Origin of the sequence: Arthrobacter zhaoxinii, assembly GCF_025244925.1 — a bacterium.
In the GTDB taxonomy this organism is placed as follows: Bacteria; Actinomycetota; Actinomycetes; order Actinomycetales; family Micrococcaceae; genus Arthrobacter_B; species Arthrobacter_B zhaoxinii.
Genome location: NZ_CP104275.1, coordinates 437,939 through 459,106 on the forward strand (window position 1 = coordinate 437,939; position 21,168 = coordinate 459,106).

At 66.6% G+C, this 21,168-nt stretch carries 14 protein-coding genes; 8 read left to right on the top strand and 6 right to left on the bottom strand.

All coding sequences use genetic code 11. From position 1 onward, the window contains the following. Positions 1–55 precede the first annotated feature (55 nt). A complete protein-coding gene (locus tag N2K95_RS02105) occupies positions 56–1,549 on the bottom strand; it encodes an aldehyde dehydrogenase family protein (protein WP_260652707.1) in 1,494 nt (497 codons plus the stop codon). Between the two features lie 297 nt (positions 1,550–1,846). Here N2K95_RS02105 and N2K95_RS02110 point away from each other — a divergent pair, with 297 nt between their 5' ends. Together N2K95_RS02110 and N2K95_RS02115 are read left to right on the top strand one after the other, a co-directional pair. Then, positions 1,847–2,506, top strand: a complete 660-nt coding sequence (locus N2K95_RS02110; protein ID WP_260652708.1) for a hypothetical protein — start codon at positions 1,847–1,849, stop codon at positions 2,504–2,506. Between the two features lie 90 nt (positions 2,507–2,596). Further along, on the top strand, positions 2,597–3,526 hold the full coding sequence (locus N2K95_RS02115) for a PRC and DUF2382 domain-containing protein (protein ID WP_260652709.1): 930 nt from the start codon (positions 2,597–2,599) through the stop codon (positions 3,524–3,526). Between the two features lie 114 nt (positions 3,527–3,640). Here N2K95_RS02115 and N2K95_RS02120 read toward each other — a convergent pair whose 3' ends face one another. The 4 genes from N2K95_RS02120 to N2K95_RS02135 all read right to left on the bottom strand — a co-directional run bounded on the left by N2K95_RS02120 (position 3,641) and on the right by N2K95_RS02135 (position 12,593). After that, a complete protein-coding gene (locus N2K95_RS02120) occupies positions 3,641–4,552 on the bottom strand; it encodes an alpha/beta fold hydrolase (RefSeq protein ID WP_260652710.1) in 912 nt (303 codons plus the stop codon). Between the two features lie 176 nt (positions 4,553–4,728). Then, the gene (locus N2K95_RS02125; protein ID WP_260652711.1) at positions 4,729–9,228 is read right to left on the bottom strand and encodes an ExeM/NucH family extracellular endonuclease; all 4,500 of its coding nucleotides are present in this window, start codon (positions 9,226–9,228) and stop codon (positions 4,729–4,731) included. Positions 9,229–9,570: 342 nt separating this feature from the next. Then, the gene (locus tag N2K95_RS02130) at positions 9,571–11,472 is read right to left on the bottom strand and encodes a glycoside hydrolase family 2 protein (protein ID WP_260652712.1); all 1,902 of its coding nucleotides are present in this window, start codon (positions 11,470–11,472) and stop codon (positions 9,571–9,573) included. A 122-nt stretch (positions 11,473–11,594) separates the two neighbouring features. Next, the gene (locus tag N2K95_RS02135; protein ID WP_260652713.1) at positions 11,595–12,593 is read right to left on the bottom strand and encodes a LacI family DNA-binding transcriptional regulator; all 999 of its coding nucleotides are present in this window, start codon (positions 12,591–12,593) and stop codon (positions 11,595–11,597) included. Positions 12,594–12,765: 172 nt separating this feature from the next. Between N2K95_RS02135 and N2K95_RS02140 the strand changes: the two genes are divergently transcribed. Genes N2K95_RS02140 through galK form a run of 5 tightly spaced genes read left to right on the top strand, consistent with a single transcriptional unit; the run spans position 12,766 to position 18,358 of the window. After that, the gene (locus N2K95_RS02140) at positions 12,766–14,091 is read left to right on the top strand and encodes an extracellular solute-binding protein (protein ID WP_260652714.1); all 1,326 of its coding nucleotides are present in this window, start codon (positions 12,766–12,768) and stop codon (positions 14,089–14,091) included. A 10-nt stretch (positions 14,092–14,101) separates the two neighbouring features. Continuing rightward, positions 14,102–15,052: a carbohydrate ABC transporter permease gene (locus tag N2K95_RS02145; RefSeq protein WP_255793630.1), complete on the top strand. Its 951-nt coding sequence runs from the start codon at positions 14,102–14,104 to the stop codon at positions 15,050–15,052. Between the two features lies 1 nt (position 15,053). Then, the gene (locus tag N2K95_RS02150) at positions 15,054–16,013 is read left to right on the top strand and encodes a carbohydrate ABC transporter permease (RefSeq protein ID WP_260652715.1); all 960 of its coding nucleotides are present in this window, start codon (positions 15,054–15,056) and stop codon (positions 16,011–16,013) included. A 45-nt stretch (positions 16,014–16,058) separates the two neighbouring features. Continuing rightward, positions 16,059–17,159, top strand: a complete 1,101-nt coding sequence (gene galT / locus N2K95_RS02155) for a galactose-1-phosphate uridylyltransferase (protein WP_407080131.1) — start codon at positions 16,059–16,061, stop codon at positions 17,157–17,159. After that, a complete protein-coding gene (gene galK, locus N2K95_RS02160) occupies positions 17,156–18,358 on the top strand; it encodes a galactokinase (protein ID WP_260652717.1) in 1,203 nt (400 codons plus the stop codon). Before galT ends, galK begins: the two co-directional genes overlap by 4 nt. Here galK and N2K95_RS02165 read toward each other — a convergent pair. Further along, positions 18,355–18,828, bottom strand: coding sequence for a MarR family winged helix-turn-helix transcriptional regulator (locus N2K95_RS02165; RefSeq protein ID WP_260652718.1), 474 nt, complete (start codon positions 18,826–18,828; stop codon positions 18,355–18,357). The two genes, galK and N2K95_RS02165, sit on opposite strands and share 4 nt — an antisense overlap. A 215-nt stretch (positions 18,829–19,043) precedes the next feature. Between N2K95_RS02165 and N2K95_RS02170 the strand changes: the two genes are divergently transcribed. Next, on the top strand, positions 19,044–20,873 hold the full coding sequence (locus N2K95_RS02170; protein WP_260652719.1) for a flavin-containing monooxygenase: 1,830 nt from the start codon (positions 19,044–19,046) through the stop codon (positions 20,871–20,873). Positions 20,874–21,168: the final 295 nt, after the last annotated feature.

Here is a 21,168-nt window from a genome sequence, read left to right on the forward strand (position 1 = left end):
GCGCACCTTCGAAGGTGCGCAGCCGCCGTCGTTTACCGGTTAGTGGGTTACCGGATTAGAACGGGTATTCGCGCGGAGCGTGCTGGACGCTGATGGTGTGGTCCGTGGTGAACTCGTCGATGGCCCACTCGCCGTTGAACCGGCCGAGGCCGGAGTTCTTCTCGCCGCCGAAGGCAATGTGTGCCTCGTCCTGGACCGGGAAGTCGTTGACGTGGGTCATGCCGGCCTTGATGCGGCGGGCGAACTTCACGCCCTCCTCCAGGTTGGCGGTGAAGACGGCGCTGGAGAGACCGAGGTCGGTGTCGTTGGCCAGGGCCAGTGCGTCCTCGGCGTCCTTGGCGCGCATGATTCCGGCGATGGGGCCGAAGATCTCTTCGCGGGCCAGTTCCATGTCCTTGGTGACGTCGGCAAAGACGGTCGGGGAGAGTACCTGGCCGTTGATTTCGCCTTCGATCATCAGGCGTGCGCCCTCGGACTTGGCGGTCTCGATCTTGGTCTTTAGGCCCTCGAGCTGCTTGGCGTTGATGATCGGGCCCACAACGTTCTTCGGGTCGGTCGGATCGCCGGCGTTCAGCGTCTTGACGTGTGCGGTGAACTTCTCGACGAACTCGTCGTAGACGGCGTCTTCCACGATGATCCGGTTCACGGCCATGCAGATCTGTCCCTGGTGCAGGAACTTGCCCATGGCAGCTGCGCGGACGGCCTGATCGACATCGGCGTCGGCGAGCACCACGAACGGGCTGTTGCCGCCGAGCTCCAGCGCCGTGTACTTCAGCGTGGCGCCGGTGGCAGCCAGGGCGCCGATGTTCTTGCCCACCGGAGTGGAGCCGGTGAAGGAGATCATCCGCGGAGTCGGGTGCTCTACAAAGGCGTCGCCGATTTCCGAGCCGGCGCCGACGACGGCGTTCAGCACGCCTGCGGGCAGGCCTGCCTCTTCGAAGATCTTGGCAATGATCAGGGCGCCGGTGACGGGGGTGTCACTGGCCGGCTTCAGGACGACGGCGTTGCCGAGGGCCAGAGCCGGAGCCACGGAGCGCTGGGAGAGGTGGAGCGGGAAGTTCCACGGGCTGATGACGCCGACGACGCCCAGCGGGGCGCGGTAGACGCGCAGTTCCTTGTTCGGGGTGTCCGAATCCATGATCTTGCCGGCCACGCGGTGCGGGAACGTGGCTGCCTCGCGGGTGATGGAGGCGGCGGAGGCAACTTCAATGTTGGCCTTCAGCATGGTGCTGCCGGATTCGGCGTTGAGCCAGGCGATGATCTCGTCGCGGCGTTCTTCGAAAATCTCCGCGGCGCGGGCAATGACAGTGCGGCGCTCATTCGGGGTCCTGGCTGCCCAATTCTTCTGGGCTTCCTCGGCGGCGGCGTACGCATCGTTCAAGTCTTCGCGGGAGGCCTGCTGCATGGTCATCAGCTGCGAACCATCAAAGGGGTTGGTGTCCGTGAGGGTCTTTTCCGAACGGCCGTCGCGCCACTGGCCTGCGATGAACTGCTTGGCGGGGATCCAGTCGGTGAGGGCCGGCGATGTTGATTCGAGCTGAGTTGTCATGATTTCTCCTAGATGAATCTTGACGGTGTATTGATGGCTACAACCGACGCGGGGGCGGATCAATTCCCGCCCTGTGGGTTCTTTCCTGCCGGAAGCGGACGGTGGTGCGCGTCATCTTCTCCCGGCAGGAGGCCGCGGGGAAGATGAGCGCGGACCGAACCCGGCAACCAGGCCGGCCTGTCAAGGGGCCTGCATAGTAAGTACCCTTTTTATTTACTCCGGTTCCGCCTAGCGTAGGGCGTACCAGTGGCCACACGGGGAAACTTCCCGGCTGCTCTTACGGCAAAGGACACGTTCATGAGTACGAGCGCGAGCGCGGCAGGAGACCACGGACGAAAGGGCTCAGACCAGGGCCAGCGTCAAGGAGGAACGGATCCGGTGCCGGATAACCGGCGCGGCGGCACCGGCATGGGAGATGACACCAGCCGCCGGCAGGTGGTGGAGCGGGAGAAGGCCTCGTTTGGCGGGGTGAAGATCGGTTCCGCGTTTTTCGGCTGGCTGACCGCCATCGGCACCACTGTGCTGCTGAGCGCCCTGGCAACCGCCCTCGGCGCAGCGGTGCTGCTGAATGACGACAGCCCCGACGCCACAGCCATTACCATCACCGGGACAATCATCCTGCTGGTGATTCTATTCATCGCGTATTACTGCGGCGGATACGTGGCGGGACGGATGGCCCGCTTCAACGGGATGAAGCAGGGAATCGCGGTCTGGGTCTGGGCGGTGGTGATTGCCATTGTGGCAGCCATCCTCGCCGCCATAGCAGGCGACCAGTTCAACATCCTGGTTGAACTCAACGGCTTCCCGCAGATCCCGATGTTCGGTGACAACGCGACGGCGTCAACGATTATCGCCGCCCTCGTGGCCGCGGCCGTTGCCCTGATCGGCGCCATCCTCGGCGGACTGGGCGGCATGCGCTTCCACCGCCGGGTGGATAAGGCCGGGCTGGGGGACTGACCCGTCCGGCAAAAGTCTTGGGGGTAAGTGGGGGGACGCAGTATCCAACGCACCACCATGCGCCCGAAGGCGCGGAAACAGGAGAACGACGTGATCACCAGTGAACAGATCGACAGCATCATGAACCACGGAACGGTGGAGGGACCCAACGGAGAGAAGATCGGCTCGGCAGGCGACATCTACCTCGATGACGAGTCCGGCCGGCCGGCATGGGTGACCACCAAGACGGGGCTGTTCGGTTCCAAGGAGAGCTTTGTCCCGCTGGCGGATGCCACGGTGGAGGGATCTGTTGTACGGGTGCCGTATTCCAAGGAGATGGTGAAAGACGCTCCGAGGGTGGAGAAGGACGGACATCTCAGCGACCAGGAGCAGGATGAGCTTTACAGCTACTACTCCATCGGCACCTCGAGCGGCTCGGGAACTTCCGGGACCTCCGGTACAACCACCAGCGGCTCGGGAACCTCCGGCAGCGGCGGATCGAGTGGCTCCGGTACCTCCGGCAGCGGAAGGTCGAGCGGTTCCGGCAGCGGCGGGTCGAGCGGTTCCTCCGGCAGCGGCAGGTCGAGCGGTTCGGGCACCTCGCGGTCATCCAGCGGCCAGGTGGGGCATGACACGTCCGGCCCCACTACGGACGATGCGATGACCCGGTCCGAGGAGCAGCTCCACGTAGGTACCCAGAGCCGTGAGTCGGGCCGTGCCCGCCTGCGCAAGTACGTCACCACGGAGAACGTCACGAAGACGGTTCCGGTCAGCCATGAGGAAGCCCGGATCGAGCGGGAGCCCATCACGGACGCCAACCGGGGTTCGGCAATGGACGGACCGTCCATCAGCGAGGAGGAGCACGAAGTGACCCTCCACGCGGAAGAGGCCGTCGTGGAAAAGGAAGCCGTCCCCGTGGAGCGCGTCCGGCTGGATACGGAAACCGTGACCGAAGAGGAAACAGTGACCGAAGAAGTCCGGAAGGAACAGATCGATATGGAAGGCGAGGGCGGCAGCAGCGGCGGCAAGCGCAGCCGCTGACATGTTGTGAGCCGTTCGCGTCAAGCAGCACAGGCCGCCGGAATTCTCCGGCGGCCTGTGCTGCTTTTTCGCGCCGTGCCGTCGACAGCGGTTCCATGGTCCGGGCGGGGACAGCTACCCGTCGGGGTGCGCAGCCAACCACCGGAGCAGCAGTGCGGCGAAATCTTCGCTCCGGCGCTCCGGCCACCAGTGTCCGGCGTGCACCTTGGTGACTTCCACCCGGGGAAAGTGCGTTTCGAGGCCCTCGGTCAGCTTCGGTGAAAGGAACGGATCCTTTAACGGAACGATGACATGCACCGGCCCGGCGTAGCCGCCGTCGGGCAGTGCGCCGCCGGAGCGGAACATGTTGGCGCGGTACAGCTGCAGCCCCCGCACACCGCTGTCTCCGATTCTCCGGCCGGCGTACTTTTCGTAGCGGGCCGTCAGCAGGTGCTTCCACGCGGCGTCGGGCAGGGCCGGAATCTGGAAGGCCGCCACGTACCAGCTGCGCAGAGCCTGCATCAGTGCCTGCGGCCAGAGCCGGGGCGAGCGAAGCCGCGTGCGGAACCACCGCCGGAAATGTCCCAGGTCCGGCCCGGAGATGCTCGTGTAGCTGAGGATCCTCCCTCCGGCGCGGGGATCCTGGATGGCGGCCCAGCCCTGGATGGATCCCCAGTCGTGGCCCACCAGGTGGACGGCTGGGGTTCCGGTGGCGTCGAGGACGGCATACAGGTCCTCCACGAGCAGGTCCAGCCGGTACGACGTCAGCTGCTCCGCACCGTCCCCCGTTACCCGCGAAGCTCCGGCGTTGCGGGTGTCGTAGGTGATGACGTGCCGGTCCGCTGCCAGGCGATTCACTACGCCGTCGAATACTGAATGGTCATCGGGGTAGCCGTGCACCAGGAGGACACTCTCCGCCCCCGGGGTGCCGTACTCATACACCGCCAGTTCCGCCCCGCGGCTCCGGACGGTGCGCCGCCGCCCCGGGGCGGTTCGTCCGCCCCGCGGCTCCTGCGGCTGCTGTCCCGGGTGATGGTTCCGGTCCATGCCGAGGCTCCTCCTTCGCTGCCGGATCCGGCAGCGGAACTGCGCCGGTTCCCATCAGAGTACTGTCTGCGGACGATGCAGACCCCGTCGAAAAGGACGGACCCCGCCTACGACAAAAGCGCCGCCCCGGGAAACCCGGAGCGGCGCTTTTGGTCAGTCATTCCCTGGCTAGGCGGTTACTTCCGTCCGGTCAGGCACAGCACGTACTGCGTCAGTTCGTAGGCGTAGCGGACCCAGCCGCGCACGTCCCACCACTGCTTGGGTGCCACCGGCGCCTTGCAGACCGGAGCCGGCGCCGGCGCTGCAGCCTTCTCGACCGTGACCGGCAGGGTCACCGTCGTACCGGATTCGGCGGCCGTGAGCACCAGGGCTCCGGCACCGGACGCCGACGCCGGAAGGGTCACCGTCACTGTGGCGGAACCGGCGCTGACCGCTGCCGTACCGAGCGCCGTCGAGGTGCCGGCGGCATTCACGAAGCTGACGGCCAGCGAGGTGTTGGCCGGGCTGCCGAGCGAGGTCAGGTTCAGCTGGGCGACGGTGAAGGTTGCAGCCGTGCCTGCCTTGACGGCCGTGGGCGCGCCCTTGACGGCTACGCCCTGGCGGGCGAAGTCGGGGGAGAGCGGGCTGTTGGCCGACAGGTAGCTGATCCAGGCGTCACGGTCTACGAGCCCCGTGTCCCGGGTGTCGGTGCCTTCCCGGAAGACGGTGAAGTTGTCTCCGCCCTGCGCCAGGAAGCTGAACGTACCAACCCGGTAATCGCGTGCCGGGTCCATCGCGGCACCGTTGATGGTGACGCTCTGGATCCGTGATCCCCGGGGCTGGTCGGCATCGAAGGTGTAGGTGATGTTGTCGGAGAGGCCGAGGGCCAGGAAGGCGCGTGAGCTGCCGTCCGGCTGCCACTGCTGCTCCAGCATCGTTTTCAGCTGGGCACCGGTCAGCGTGGTGGTCCAGAGGTTGTTGACGAAGGGCAGGACCGCGTTGGCTTCGGCGTAGGTGATCACGCCGTCCTCGCCGTAGTAGAGCTCGGCGCGCAGGCCGCCCGGATTGGTGACGCCGATTTCGGCGCCTCCGCGTTCGGGGGCGGAAAGGGTGGACAGCAGCGAGTCGGCCACCAGAGCGCCGAGGGTGGATTCGGAGCTGCGGTCATCGCGGGCGGTGCCGACGAAGGCAGAGGTGATATCCGCGGTGACGGAGCCGATGGGCTCGTTGCCCACCTCGGCCGAGTAGGCCAGGGCGGCGTCCACGATCCGCTGTACCTCGGCGACTGCCGGGTAGGCAGCGACGAGTTCCGGCGCGGCCGTCTTGGTGCGCGCCACGTTGGCCGCGGTGTAGGAGAGCACCTCGTCGGTTTCTTCGTTGTATTCGAGGCGGATCTGGCCGACGAATTCACCGTAGGAACCGGTCTGTACCACGGGGCGGGTCTTACCGTCCCCGCCGGGAATGGCTGCATCCCAGGCGTACTGCTTGTGGGTGTGACCGGTGTAGATGGCATCCACCAGTTCAGTGGTGCCATTGACGATTTCGGCGAAGGCACCGCCGGCGGCGAGCTCCTGATCCAGCGAGGCGCCGTCGGGGGTGCCGCTTCCGGCACCCTCGTGGTACTCGGCAATGATCACGTCGGCGAGGTCCTGCTCGACCAGCTGCTCGGCAACGCGGTTGACCGCTTCCACGGGATCACCGAAGTCCAGGTTGCTGATGCCTCCCGGGCTGACCAGGCTTGCGGTCTCCTGGGTGATGGCACCGATGACGGCCACATCCACTCCGTTGACGTCCAGGATCTCGTACTCCTGCAGCGCAGGGGTGGTGGTTCCCTTGGTGTAGACGTTCGCCCCCAGGTACGGGAACTGCGCGGCCGGTGCCACGCGGTCCGTGAGGTCGGCGAAGCCGCCGTCGAACTCATGGTTGCCGACCGCCGAGGCCTGCAGCCCAAGGGCATTCAGGACATCGATGGTGGGCTGGTCCTGCTGCACCGAGGAGGCGAACAGGGACGCGCCGATGTTGTCACCGGCGGAGAGGAACAGCGAGCTGCCCTCGGGAGCGCCGGCCTTGAGTTCCTCAACGGTTCCGGCGAACGGCACCGTGTTGGCGTCGATCCGTCCGTGGAAGTCATTGATGTTCAGCAGGTTCAGCGTGGCGGTGTCCGTACCTTCGGCGGTCAGGTCCATGCCCACGAGGATGGGGTCATGGTCCGAGGCCCGGTAGGGATCCGGTGCGTAGAAGTTGGTGGCGTTGTAGTTGTAGCGGCTGTATTCGAAGGCCACCGACTCCACGGAGTTGATGTTCCAGATATCCGTACCGGTGACTGCTTCATTGGCTGCCGGGGAAGCCAGGATGTGGTCGAGGCTGCCGACGGTCCCGCCGAACGCGTAGGAGTGCTTGCCGGTGGCTGCGCCGAGGTCAACGTAGCCGGCATCGACCAGCACCTTGATGGGATCCTCTGCGTGGTAGGCGTTGAAATCGCCGAGCAGGAACACCTTGTCCGTGCCGGCTGCTTCCGATGCGGTTCCGGCGAAGTCCACCAGTGCCTGGGCCTGGCGGACGCGGTCCGCGTTCCAGCCGCCCTGGCCGGTGTCTGCGTTCTCGCCGGAGGACGGCGCTGATCCCTTGGACTTGAAGTGGTTGGTGACAGCGAGGATTTCCGTGCCGTCTTCGCCGCCGGCTGGGCGGAAGCCCTGGGCCAGCGGTTCGCGGGCGTTGGAGAAGACCGCTTCATTGTCCAGGATGGTGGATTCGCCGACGGGTTCAGCGGTTGCGGTGCGGTAGATGAAGGCCGAACGGATGACGTCTTCATCGGCGGGCAGATCCGCGGGGGAGCGGACGTAGTCCCACGTTCCCGGTGCCTGCGCGTTCAGTGCGGTTACCAGGCGGGACAGGGCGTCGTCGCGGTTCTTGCCGAACGTGGCGGAGTTCTCCACCTCCATCAGTGAGACCACGTCAGCGCCGAGGGCGTTGATCGCGGCTACGATCTTGGCCTGCTGGCGTTCCAGGTTCGCGGCGTTGGCGGCACCGCGGGCGTCGCAGCCGCCGTCCACGGTTACGGGAGCGCCGCTGCGGTCCTTGTAGAAGGAGCAGCCGGCAAGCGTGTCACCGGTGGTGGTGAAGTAATTCAGCACATTGAAGGACGCCAGCTTCAGGTTGCCGCCGACACTCTCGGGGGCTGCGGTGCGGGTGTTGGTGAACGACGCCGGGGTGGCGGTGGCCGCGTTGGCCGCGGTGAGTTCGGTCAGCGGCTGGAATTTCCAGGCACTGTTGCGGAAATCCAGAATGACGCCGGTGCTGAAGGAAGCGGCAGCACCTACGCGGACCGGGTTTTCCGGAGTCAGGTAGGGAAGCGGCGTTCCCTGGTTGGCTGCGTTGAGGAAATTGGTGCTCGCGCCGTCGTCGAGCTTCACGGCGCGGGCAGCGTTGTCCGCGACGACGGCGGCGTGCTCGGGGGTGCCGACGGCAGCCACCGCGGTGGGCTGGACCAGGGCGGAGGTGCCGGCAGCGAGGCCGATTTCCGCGTACTGGTTCAGGGAGAAGTTGTCAGTGACGGTGAAGTCGCCCTGGGGTGCCAGGAGCATACCCTCGAGGGTTTCACGCTGCGCGTCGGTGGCGGGCCACGCCACGGCAGCCGGCTTCACCTCGGGAGCGGCTTCGCTGAGCTTGGTCATGGCGCCGTCGGCGACCGTGAGCTGGGTGAGGTTGTAGTACTCACCCACTGTGCCGGTGACCTCGACGTAGTCGCCGGCGGTCACGGAGCCTGCAGTTGCCGCGGAGAAGATGAAGATGCCCTCCGAAGCCGTGTGTCCGGCCATGTCCATTGTCCCGCCGGTGCCCGGAGTCTGGAGGTAATAGCCGTTGAAGCCGCCGGTGGCATAAACACCGGTGACCTTGCCGCGGGTAGTGACCGTCTGGCCGACCAGCGGGCTGGCGGCGCCGGTGCCCTGGATCGTGGCAATCGGAACCACGTCGCCCGGCACCGGTACCGGTGCCGGCGTCGTCGGCGTGGGTGTGGGAGTCGGAGCGGGCTCGGTGGGAGCCGTGCCGCCCGTGGAGGTGGGGGTGACTGAGGTGCTGAGGCTGAAATCGGCACTGTTGTTGTTCGAATCGGCGAAACCGGTGCGGTTCAGCGACTTCGGATCCGAGTTGCCTGCCGGAGCAGCAGCGCCGGCAGTCTCAAAGGTGTTGGAGGTACCGTAACCGACCAGATCGACAACTCCGGGAGCACCGACGACCGAGCCTGTGGGCAGGGGATCCACCCGGGTGCCCTGGTTCGAGAGGATCAGCGTGCCGCCGCCTCCGGCGAAACTGGCCCCGATGGTGGCGTCGGCGGTGGGGAGGGCAGCACCGGTGGTGCCGTTGCTGGCACCTGTTACCAGGTAATACCCGCCCGGAGCGATGCTGCCGGAGAGGCTGCCGATCCCGGTGGGAGCCGCAGTGGCGCTCGCGGCCCGGTACTGCAGGGACCAGCCGTCCAGGCTCACCGGTTCGCTGGTGGGGTTGTACAGTTCAACGAATTTGGTGTTGAACGGGGCGTTGGCGCTTCCGCCGGACAGGTACGCCTCGTTGATGATGATGCCGGGAACGGCGGCGGCGCCGTCCTGGGCGTAGGCCGGGAACGCGGTCAGCGGCGCGGCAAGCAGGCCGACTGACAGGGTGGTTCCGAGCGCAGCCTTCCGGATTGAAGGTCTCATGCCTCATACTCCTTGGTCGGCCGCTGGGGCCGACGGGTAATGGCCGCGCATAATGGCGGCAGGGGATGCAGCGAGTGGTGACAGTGGTGATGCTAGGTGGGGCAGGTTACGAGCAGGTGTCCGTCCGGTGTCGTCCGTCAATGCACGAGCAGGGAAGGTTCCGCCGCGTCCCCCCGAGGCGGCGGAAAAGTGATCGCCAGCACAGTGTACGGCCTTGTACCCCCACTCCCGTTTTCGATGACTCCGGGTGGCGCGCTGACGGGCCGGACCGGTGCGTGGGCAGAAAAAAGTGCGCTGCCGGCAAGGGGGTGCCGGCAGCGCACTGGTCTGGGAGGTCCGGGGTTAGTCGGTCCGCTCTTCGTATGCGGCGGGACGCTGCTGCACGCGGCGCAGCCGCTCGACGTCGAACTTCTCGCCGCGCTTGAAGTCGTAGACGCCGTTCTTTTCCTGGAAGACGTCCGTCAGCTGGGTGTAGCAGTACCCGAACATGTCCGGGTCATCCAGCAGGACGTTGGTCAGCCCTTCGAAGCGGGCGTAGAACTCCTCTTCGGAGCGCACCCGGTCCCCGTAGCCCCAGGAGTCGGCCTGGTCGTTGCCGACGGCGGCCCGCTCGGCCCGGCCTTCGGCGGCCGCGGCTGCTTCCTGCTCGTTCCACCAGATGCCGCCGTATTCCGAAATGAAGAACGGCTGCCCGGCGTACGGCAGGGAGTATTCCGTTTTGCCGTGCGGCAGGCCGATCTCACCGAGCGTTTCGGGCCGGTTCAGGTAGGGGCTCCCCTCGGCCAGCCCCGCCTGCTGAGTGCGGAAGGCTTCGGGATCCTGCTCATAGGAGTGGGAATCGTAGACATCGGTCTCGAGCACCCGGTGCGAATACCCGGACGCGTCGATCACCGGACGGGACGGGTCCGCCAGCTTGGTGGCCAGGAACATGGCGCGGGTGACGTCGTCGAGCACCGTAATCCGGTCATGCAGCACCTGATGGGTCTCGTTCAGCGGGCACCAGCCCACAATCGAGGGGTGGTTGATGTCGCGGCGGACCGCTTCGAGCCACTGCGAGACGAAGGAGGCGTCAGGCTTCTGGTTGGCCCCCATCGGGCCCTGTCCGGACACACCCCAGTCGCCGAACTCAGCCCAGACCAGGTAGCCGCGGATGTCTGCGTGGTACAGGAAGCGCTCCTCGAAGACTTTCTGATGCAGCCGGGCACCGTTGAAGCCGGCAGCCAGGGACAACTCGATGTCCTCGATCAGGGCCTGGTCGGAGGGGGCAGTCATGAGGGACTCAGGCCAGTAGCCCTGGTCCAGGACCAGACGCTGGAAGACCCGGCGGCCGTTGAGACGGAACGAATTACCGTCAATGCTCACCGAACGCAGTGCGGTGTAGCTGCGGATCCGGTCCACCTCGGTGTCTCCGGAGGACAGTGAAACCTCCACGCCGTAGAGCTGCGGGTCGCCCACATCCCAGATCCGGACGTCGGCCTCGGCCACGGTGAGGACCAAGGTGGGAGCCAGATCGAAAGCGGTGCTGACGGAGGATTCCGCCACGGTGGTGCCGTTGTTGTCGGTCAGCCGTACGGTCAGGGTGCCGTCCGGCAGGTTGCTGGTCAGCGGGGCGGTGACGCTGAAGCTGCGGGCCGCCAGATTGGGAGTGATCTGGACCCGGGTAACCGCTGTGGGCGGTACGCCTTCAAGCCACACGGTCTGCCAGATGCCGGTGGTGCGGGTGTACTGGCAATGGGTGTTGGCGAACCAGGTGGACTGCTTGCCCCGTGCCTGCACCTCGTGATGCAGATCCCGGGCGCGGACGGTGATGACGACGTCGTCACCCGGACCGGCGACAGCGGAGAGGTCCGCCTCGAAGGGGGTGAATCCGCCGCGGTGGCGGGCGACCTCGACGCCGTTGGCCCAGACCGTGGCGTCGTAATCAACGGCGCCGAAGTGCAGGATCGGCCGCAGGCCGGACCAGTCCGCGGGAACCGTTACGGTCCGCCGGTACCAGACGGCATCCAGGAAATCGGTCTCCCCGATGCCGGAGAGCTCCGATTCCGGGGCGAAGGGAACGGTGATGGTGCCCGAGAGTCCGCGCTCCAGCAGGCCGCGGTCCAGGCCGGAGTCGCTGCGGTCGATCTCGAAGTCCCAGGTCCCGTTCAGGTTGAGCCAGTGTTCGCGGACAAACTGGGGGCGGGGATGCTCCGGGCGGGGGATGTCCGTAATGGTCACAGGGGGATCAAACGCGGGGAGGGTCATGAACGGTCCTTCAGGCGGAGACAGAAAATTGTGATCCCAGTCAACATCACGCGCCTCTGAATTGCAACGTTAGAATTCCAGCCGCAAAAATGGCCCGCCGCCGTCGATGATCCCCGGCTTTGCTACTGCCGACGCACCGGCGCGGAGGATTCCCGCTCCACAATGCGGTGGGGAATCACTACTTCGCCCTCCAGCTCCCCCAGAACCGAGGAGACGGCTGCCTCGGCCAGGGCTTCCAGATCCGGAGCCACGGAGGTGATTCCGGGAGAGGTGTAACGAACCTCGTCAATGTTGTCCCAGCCCACCAGCGCCAGCTCCCCGGGGACGTCGCGGCCCAGCTCCCGGGCCGCAGCCAGGGCGCCGACAGCGAGGAGGTCATTGGCGCAGACAATCGCATCCACGTCCGGCGCGGCGAGGATCTGCTGCGCGAGGGTGTAGCCCTCCTGGCGGAACCAGGTGCCGGTGGTGCCCACCAGGGCTGCGTCATAGGGAAGTCCGGCAAAGCGCAGGGCCGCGCGGTAGCCTTCAAACCGCTGGCTGCCCGTGGAAATCCCGCCGGTTCCGTCCGCTCCGAGGAAGGCAATCCGGCGTCGTCCGCCCTCTACGAGGTGGCGCACAAGATCAACGCTCGAGGCCGAATTGTCGATGGCCACGTGGGGTACGTCTGCGTTGATGATGCGTTCGCCCAGCAGCACCATGGGCGTGGGGTCGGTCCGCTTGGCTATGGCCTCTCCGGTCACGGCGGAGGGGGAGAAGATCAGGCCGTCAAAGAGCCGGCCGTGCCAGCCGTGCAGGTAATGCTGTTCCAGGTCCACCGTGCCGCCGGAGATTTCGATGGACACCGTGTAGCCGCGGCGTTTTGCCGCAGCCTCGAGGGTCTGGGCCAGGACCCCGAAATAGGGATTGCGCAGATCCGGCACCACCAGGGCGATGGCACGGGTGGAGCCCTGGCGCAGCTGGCGGCCGATCAGGTTGGGCGTGTAGCCCAGTTCCTCCACCGCCTGCAGCACCCGGGCCCGCGTTTCCGGGTGGACCACCGGGCGGTTGTTCATGACGTTGGAAACGGTTTTCCACGACACCCCGGCGCGCTCGGCGACCTCCTTGATCCCCACTCGCTTCACGTGCCGGCCCCTTCCGATACCTGCCCGGCGGCGGAGGGCCGGGACTTCTTCCTTTGTCCAAGAGTAGACGGTGGACGATTGCTAACGTTAGAATCCTGCCCATGTGGTTCAGCTCACCAGTCACATTGGCCTCAAGGATGAGCCAGCGTTTGCAGCCAGGAAATGGAGCAGGATGAACACCAACTACAGATCTCCGAACCGCAGGCAGTTCCTGCGGGGAGCCCTGGCGGCCGCCGTCACTGCCGGCAGCGTCGGCGCCGTGGCCGGATGCGGGAGTTCCGCGGCGGGCAGCGGCAGCGCGCCTGTCACCGTATGGGACCCTTTCCAGGGTGCGGACGGGGCGAATATGCGCGGCATCATCAGTGACGTCTCCGCCCGGACCGGACTGGATATCAAACCCACCACGCTGTCCTGGGGCCCGCCGTACTACACCAAACTCGCCATGAGCTCCGCGTCGCAGCAGCCGCCGGATGCCGCAATCATGCATATTTCCCGGATGCCCGGCTATGCGCCGGGCGGTCTCCTGGAACCGTGGGACAAGGGCCTGCTGGCCGAGGTGGGCATCACCGAAGCGGACTTCGCGCCGGCTGTCTGGGATTCCTGCCACCACGACGGCGAGCTCTACTCCCTGCCGTTGGACACCCACCCGTTCATTACCTTCTTCAACCAGGATCTGGCGGACAAGGCCGGTGTGCTCGCCCCCGACGGCACAATGCCGATTTCCTCCGCCGAACAGCTGCATGAGGTGGGCAGCAAGCTCGCGGAAGTGACCGGTGGCTACGGCATCAGCTTCGGTTACCTAATGGACACCGCCCAGGCCTGGCGGCTCTTCTGGGGCCTCTACCGGCAGACCGGCGGCGACTACCGGCTCGAGCCCGGGGAGTCCGCCGCCCTCGACGAGGACCGCGCAGCGGAGGTCATCGGTGCGGTGGCCTCCTGGATGGACGGCAAGTGCCTGACGGAGAGCATGGACTACGAGAGCGGCCTTGCAGCCTACAACGGCGGACGGGTGGGAATGATCCTCTCCGGCGTGTGGGAGGTCGCCGGGCTGCAGGCGTCCGTGCCCCGGACCGGAGGCATGCCGATGCCCACGATGTTCGGCACCCCCGCCGTGTATGCCGATTCGCACAGCTACGTTCTGCCGCAGCAGCGTTCCATGACTGATGAACGCCGCCGTGCAGTCTACGAATTTGTGGGCTCGGTCATCCGCGACGGCGGACCCCAGTGGGGGACCGCCGGCCACATTCCGGCCTACCTCCCGGCCCAGCAGACCGCTGAATACTCCGCCCTGCGTCCGCAGTCGGACTACGCAGCCGCCGGCGAGCACGTGGTCTTTGACCCTGCGGTCTGGTTCGCGGGAGCGGGCACGGACTTCCAGAACCAGATGTCCCAGGCCCTTTCAAATGCCTTCCGCGGCCAGACGAAGCCGATGGACGCCGTCGGCGGGATGCTCACCGCCATGGACCGCTTCCTTGCCGCCCCGAATCCCACTGCGTGAGGAGCCACCGATGACCACCACCGCCACCAATATCCCCGCCGATTCTCCGGGCGTACCCCCTGTGGCCGCGACCCGGCTGAAGGCCGCCGGCGGACGGCAGCGGCCGGCGTCGAAAACCGGCTACTGGTTCCTTGCCCCCTACCTGTTCTTCTTCGGGCTCTTCCTGGTCTGGCCGATCATCTACGGGCTGTGGATGAGCCTGACCAACCGCTCCCTGGTTACCGAGAGGTCGGAATTCACCGGATTCTCGAACTACGCGGAGGCCCTCAGCGACCCGCAGATGTGGTCCTCGCTGGGCAACACGCTGTTCTTCACCGTCATCTCCTCCGTTCCGCTGGTGGTGGTCTCCTTTGTGATGGCCTACCTCGTTTACACGGGCCTGAAAGGGCAGTGGATCTGGCGCCTGACCTTCTTCGCGCCGTTCCTGCTCCCGGTGTCCGTGGTGACGGCCATCTGGGGCTTCCTCTTCACCAATGACTTCGGCCTGATCAACGGGCTGCTGGACCGCGCAGGCCTGAGCCAGGTGGGCTGGCTCAGCGACGACCAGGTGGCCATGTGGTCCATCGCCCTGGTCACCCTGTGGTGGACCGTGGGATTCAACTTCCTGCTCTACCTTTCAGCCCTGCAGAACATTCCAGACCATCTGTACGAGGCAGCCCAGCTGGACGGTGCCGGATCCTGGCGGCGCCTGTTTTCGATCACGCTGCCGATGATGAAAAGCACCACGGGCCTGATCATCCTCCTGCAGGCGCTGGCATCGCTGAAGGTCTTCGACCAGATCTTCCTGCTGACCCAAGGCGGGCCGAACGGGGCGACCCGTTCGATCCTGCAGTACATCTACGACTCCGGATTCATCGGGTACCGGCTGGGCTACGCCTCCGCCACCTCTTACATCTTCTTCGCGCTCATCGTCCTGGTCTCCCTGGCCCAGATGTGGTTCGCGAAGCGGAAGGATTCCTGACATGGCTACCGCAACCGCTCCCGCAGCCACCCCTGCCGCACCCACCGCACCGGGCGGAAGCCCGGCCGATGGGCGTGCCCGCGCCCGGGCCCAGAAAAAACGCGAAGCCGAACACCTGCGCAGCCTGACCCTCGGGCCCGGCCGCAAGGGCCGGGTGGCGGCGTACCTCGTTGTGGCGGTCCTCGCAGCACTGTGGGCCCTGCCCCTGGCCTGGGCGGTGCTGTCCTCGTTCAAGGCGGAGGCGGACGTTTCCGCCGCTCCGCTGAAGTTCTGGCCGGACAGCGGCTGGACGGCGGAGGCCTACCGCAGCGTCCTGGCAGCGGGGGACATTCCGCTCTGGATCTGGAATTCGGTGCTGGTTTCCACCATTGTCACGGTCATCACGGTGACCATCTCTGCGCTGGCGGCCTACGCGTTCTCCCGCCAGAAGTTCCGCGGCCGCAAGTGGCTGTTCGGCCTCACTGTAGCGGCCATCATGGTGCCGCCGCAGATCCTGATTGTGCCGCTCTTTGACCAGATGATTGCGCTGCGCCTGTCCGATACCCTTCTGGGCGTGGCGCTGCCGCAGGTGGTGATGCCGCTGATGGTTATCGTGATGAAGAACTTCTTCGACCAGATCCCGGTGGAGCTGGAAGAAGCGGCGAGGCTGGACGGCGCAGGGGACTTCCGGGTGTTTTTCGCCGTCGTGCTGCCGCTGTCCCGGTCCATCATCACCGCCGTGTCGATCTTTGTGTTCATCAGTGCATGGAACAACTTCCTGTGGCCGTTCATCGTCACCAATTCACCGGAAATCATGACGATCCCGGTGGGGCTGGGTACCGTGAAGAATGCCTACGGGGTGCAGTACGCCTCCGAAATGGCCAGCGCAATGATCGGCGCGCTGCCGCTGCTGATTGTTTTTATGCTCTTCCAGCGCCATATCATCAGGGGATTCGCCACATCCGGTATGGGAGGCCAGTAAGTGTCACGCAAGTCCCCAGCGGTGCAGGGAACTGCGGAGCTGCCCATCGTCCACCGCCGGCACACGCTGGCAGACGGCCGCGAATCGCTGTTCTTCACCGACCGCGGCGGCAGTCCGGTGGAGTCCGTCCGTGACGCGCGTCCGCTGGAGGGCCGGTCCGGCAACGGCGAGGTGCGTTTTGACCGGCTGACCGGGGAATGGGTGGCCGTCGCGGCGCACCGGCAGGCCCGGACCTACCTGCCGCCCGCCGACCAGTGCCCGCTGTGCCCCACCGTCCCGGGCCGGATGTCGGAAATCCCCGCCGGGGACTTCGACGTCGTGGTGTTTGAAAACCGCTTCCCCTCCCTGGGGCCGGAACTGGGCACGCTGCCGGAGGCCGGGGACCCGGACCAGCGCGCACTGTGGGGGCATCCCTCACCGGCCTTCGGCCGCTGCGAGGTGGTGGTGTTCACCCCGGAGCACAACAGCTCTTTCGCATCGCTGCCCTACACCCGTGCCCGCACCGTGGTTGAGGCCTGGGCCCAGCGCACCGAGGAGCTCTCCGCGCTGCCGGGCATCCGGCACGTCTTTCCCTTCGAAAACCGCGGCCAGGACATTGGCGTGACGCTGCACCACCCGCACGGGCAGATCTACGCCTACCCCTACGCGGCGCCGCACGCAGCCCGGCTGGCCGAACGCTCCCGCCGGCACCTGGCCGAGAACGGCCGGCCCCTGATGGGCGAAGTGCTTCGGGACGAGTCCGACGCCGGGGACCGCATGGTTCTTGCGGGTGAACATTTCTCCGCCTACGTGCCCTACGCGGCCCGCTGGCCGCTGGAGGTGCATCTGGTGCCGCACCGCCAGGTCCCCGACCTTGCCGCCCTGAACGGGGCGGAACGCGACGAGCTGGCATCCGTCTACCTGGATCTGCTGCAGCGGGTGGACGGGCTGTATGAGACCCCCACCCCGTACATCTCCGCCTGGCACCAGACGCCTGTGACCGAAGCAGACCGCGACGCCGGCTGGCTGCACCTGCAGCTCACCAGCCCCCGCCGGGCCAAGGACAAACTGAAGTTCCTGGCCGGATCCGAGGCAGCCATGGGCGCCTTCATCAATGACACCACTGCGGAACTGACCGCCGCCCGGCTGCGCGAGGCTAAGCCATGAGCACCTCAACATCTACCCTGCAGGAGCGGGCGGACACCCTGGCGCGCCGGTTCTCCGAGGTCTTCGGTGCGGCGCCCGACGGCGTCTGGCGCGCCCCCGGACGGGTGAACCTGATCGGCGAACACACGGATTACAACAACGGCTTCGTCCTGCCGTTCGCCATTGACCGCAGCGCCCTCGTGGCCGTGCGGCTGCGGACGGGGGACTCCGAACCCGGGACGGAGGCCGACGCCGTCCGTCTCGCCTCGACCTTCGCCCCCGACGGCGCCGACCTCTCCCGCGCGCAGTTCCGGACCGGCGGTCTGGAACCGGGATCCGCGGACGGCTGGGCCGGGTATCCGGCGGGCGTGGTGTACGCACTGGCGCAGCAGGCCGGGGTTTCGGTGCCCGGATTCGACCTGCTGCTGGATTCCACCGTTCCGGTGGGCGCCGGCCTGTCTTCCTCCCACGCGGTGGAAGTGGCGGTGATTGTGGCGCTCAATGACCTGCTGGGCCTGGGACTCGATGCACCGGAGATGGCACGCCTGACCCAGTACGCCGAGAACGAGTTCGTGGGTGCCCCCACGGGCATCATGGACCAGTCGGCGTCGCTGATGGGACGCGAAGGCGGCGCCCTGTTCCTGGACTGCCGGAGCCTGGAATCCGAAACGGTGCCGCTGCCCCTGGCCGGCCACGGACTGGAAGTGCTGGTCATCGATACGCGGGTGGTCCACAGCCACGCCGACGGCGGCTACAGCGCCCGGCGGAACGCCTGCGAACGCGGCGCGGCGGCCCTTGGGGTGCAGTCGCTGCGGGACGTCCCGGAGGGCACCTCCCTGGACGGGCTGGACGAGGAAACCCGGAAGCGGGTGCGCCATGTGACCGCAGAGAACCAGCGCGTGCTGCAGGTGGTGGAGGAGCTGCGGGCGGACAACGTCCGAGGCATCGGTGAGCTGCTGACCGCCTCCCATGTGTCGCTGCGCGATGACTTCGAGGTGTCCTGCCCGGAGCTGGACCTGGCGGTAGATACGGCGCTTGCCGCCGGTGCGCTGGGTTCCCGGATGACCGGCGGCGGGTTCGGCGGCTCCGCCATTGCCCTGATCCGGCAGGAGGACGAAGCTGAGGTCCGCGCTGCGGTGCTGGCGGCGTTCGCGGCCCAGGGCTTTGCCGAACCGGCGCTGTTCACGGTGCTGCCGGCGGACGGTGCCGGCCGGGTCTAGACGGCGCCCTCTGCCCGGTTGACCTCGGTATGGACGGCGCGCATGCCCTGCTCGAGGGCGCGCAGGTCGTCCATGGACAACCGCGAGAGAATCTCGAAATTCAGCTCCGGGCGTCCGGCCACGAGCCGGCGCACCACTGTCCGGCCCAGCGGCGTCGCCTTCACCCGCCGCACGCGCGCGTCCCGGGTGTCCTCCGAGCGGACGGCGACGCCCTGGGCAACGAGCCGGTCGACCAGGCCGGACATGGAGGCCATCGAGACGCCGAAGGACTCCGAGAGGCCCCGGCCGGTGGCGCCCTCCTCCGTGGCCACCAGGACGGTCAGGACCTTCAACTGGCGCACCGTCAGGTCCGTGGCCAGCAGCGGGTCGAGGAAAGCGGGCAGGGCCGTTGACTGCAGTGAGTCGGTGAGTTCTTCGAGACTTTGCAGCACCCGTTCGCGCTCGTGCTGCACATTACTTCCGTCGGTCATGAGTTCACCGTAGTGGCCCCGGACGTGTCGGCAAACACGGCGTCAGCAAACACCCCGCGAAATTAGTTAGTGTGGGACTAACCGTTTTTGGCGGTCTGAGATATACCGGCGTCCCCGGCGGCCGGCGTTCGGAGCGAGACGGACTCCGCGCACCGGCGTCGTTGTCCTTCCCCCGGATCCTGCCCCGGGCATGCGCAAGCTAAGTAAGGACATACATGAGCAGCACGCAAACCCCCATAGCGTACGAGCACACCGAAGAAGGACTGGATGTAGAGGGCCTTCGGGCAAAGTACAAGGCGGAACGGGACCGGCGGATCCGTCCGGACGGCGCCACCCAGTACCAGCCCGCCAAGGGAAAGTTCGGCTACTACGCCACCGATCCCTACACCCCGCGCACCGAGCGCGACCCGCTGACCGATGCCGTGGAGGTGCTGGTGATCGGCGGCGGTTTCGGCGGCCTGACCACCGGCGCCCGGCTCCGGGAGGCCGGCGTCGAAAGCATCCGCATGATGGATGAGGCCGGGGACTTCGGCGGCACCTGGTACTGGAACCGCTACCCCGGAATCCGCTGTGACATCCAGTCCTACGTCTACCTGCCGCTGCTCGAAGAAGTGGGGTACATGCCCACCGAGCGTTACGCGCGGGGCGAGGAGATCCGCCGGCACGCCGTGGCCATCGCCGAACGCTTCGACCTGTACCGTGACACCGTTTTCCATACCCGCGTCACCGGCCTGACCTGGGACGACGAAGCGCTGGAATGGATCGTGACCACCGACCGCGGGGACTCGATGCGTGCCCGCTACGTGATCACCTCCTCCGGAACGCTCACCCAGCCGAAGCTGCCGGGCATCCCGGGCATCGACTCCTTCAAGGGGCACACCTTCCACACCAGCCGGTGGGACTACGGCTACACCGGGGGAGACCAGACCGGCAACCTCAGCGGACTCGCGGACAAGAAGGTGGCCGTGGTCGGCACCGGCGCCACGGGCATCCAGGTGATTCCCATGGTGGCGCGCGACGCCGAGCAGCTCCTGGTCTTCCAGCGCACGCCGTCGTCCGTGGACATCCGGAACAACCGCCCCACCGACCCGGCCTGGGCCGCCTCCCTGAAGCCGGGCTGGCAGAAGGAACGCATGGAGAACTTCCTTGCCGTGGTCTCGGGGGAACCGGTGGAACAGGACCTCACCCGGGACGGCTGGACCTCCGTTCCGCAGCTGCACCGCAAGATGATCAGCGGCGCCGTCGACAAATCCGTATCTGCAGAAGAACGCGAACGCCTCGACGAACTCGTCGACTTCCGGAAAATGAACTCCATCCGCGCCCGGGTGGACGAGGAAGTCTACGATCCGAAGACGGCCGAACTGCTCAAGCCCTGGTACCGCTACATGTGCAAGCGCCCGACCTTCAGCGACTACTACCTGGAGACCTTCAACCTTCCCAACGTGACGCTGGTGGACACAGCGGACTTCGGCGGCATCACCCGCATCACCGAGAACACCATCGTGGTGGGCGACGAGGAATACGAGGTGGACTGCATCGTCTTCGCCACGGGCTTCGAGGTAGGCATCTCAGGTGTCACCTCCGGCGCCCTGCCGGTGACCGGACGCGGCGGATCCACTCTGCTGGAAACGTGGAGCCGCGGACCGCGCACCCTGCACGGCTTCTACACGCACGGCTTCCCGAACCTGTTCCACCTCGGCTCAATGCAGAACGCCAACTCGGTGAACTTCGCCCACATCCTGCTGGAACAGGCGAACCACATTGCCGCCGTCATCGGCGCCGGACGCGAGGCAGGAGCCCGCTACATCGAGCCGACGGCGGAAGCCGAGGCTGCCTGGTGCGAAACCATCCAGCGGACCTCCGCGGACAACCGCAGGTTCGCCGCCGAATGCACGCCCGGCTACTACAACCGCGAGGGCAACCCGCCGCCCGTCAGCTTCTCCTTCAGCCCCGGGCCGGTGGTGTTCCATCGGCTGCTGGAGCGTTGGCGCGAGGAGAGCATCGATGAAGTGCTGGTGGCGGAGGCTGCCGGGGTGCCGGCGTAAGGTTCGCCTGCTGCCCGTTTGCTGCCCGCTTGCTGGTCCGCCTGATGCCCCCCCTGCGGGGCCTGGCTCCGGCGGCAACGAAATTCCAGAGCTCGCAGAGCTCGCTTGGAATATTAAAGCCGCCTCCGCCAGGCCCCTACGGGGGTACCTCACCCCTCCCGGCCCGTCCCGCCCTCGGCCAGGTCACTATGGCTGCATGTCACCTAGCGTCCGATGCGCCCCTTGAGGGAAACGGTCAGCCGTCCGCGGGCACCCTTATCCGTGCTGTTCTTGGTGGGGAGTTGGGGCGTATGGG

Bases quoted from the DNA above. Each gene is read 5' to 3' on its own strand.
- N2K95_RS02105 (WP_260652707.1), bottom strand. From the start codon at position 1,549: ATGACAACTCAGCTCGAATCAACATCGCCGGCCCTCACCGACTGGATC.
- N2K95_RS02110 (WP_260652708.1), top strand. From the start codon at position 1,847: ATGAGTACGAGCGCGAGCGCGGCAGGAGACCACGGACGAAAGGGCTCA.
- N2K95_RS02120 (WP_260652710.1), bottom strand. From the start codon at position 4,552: ATGGACCGGAACCATCACCCGGGACAGCAGCCGCAGGAGCCGCGGGGC.
- N2K95_RS02125 (WP_260652711.1), bottom strand. From the start codon at position 9,228: ATGAGACCTTCAATCCGGAAGGCTGCGCTCGGAACCACCCTGTCAGTC.
- N2K95_RS02130 (WP_260652712.1), bottom strand. From the start codon at position 11,472: ATGACCCTCCCCGCGTTTGATCCCCCTGTGACCATTACGGACATCCCC.
- N2K95_RS02140 (WP_260652714.1), top strand. From the start codon at position 12,766: ATGAACACCAACTACAGATCTCCGAACCGCAGGCAGTTCCTGCGGGGA.
- N2K95_RS02145 (WP_255793630.1), top strand. From the start codon at position 14,102: ATGACCACCACCGCCACCAATATCCCCGCCGATTCTCCGGGCGTACCC.
- N2K95_RS02150 (WP_260652715.1), top strand. From the start codon at position 15,054: ATGGCTACCGCAACCGCTCCCGCAGCCACCCCTGCCGCACCCACCGCA.
- galK (WP_260652717.1), top strand. From the start codon at position 17,156: ATGAGCACCTCAACATCTACCCTGCAGGAGCGGGCGGACACCCTGGCG.
- N2K95_RS02165 (WP_260652718.1), bottom strand. From the start codon at position 18,828: ATGACCGACGGAAGTAATGTGCAGCACGAGCGCGAACGGGTGCTGCAA.
- N2K95_RS02170 (WP_260652719.1), top strand. From the start codon at position 19,044: ATGAGCAGCACGCAAACCCCCATAGCGTACGAGCACACCGAAGAAGGA.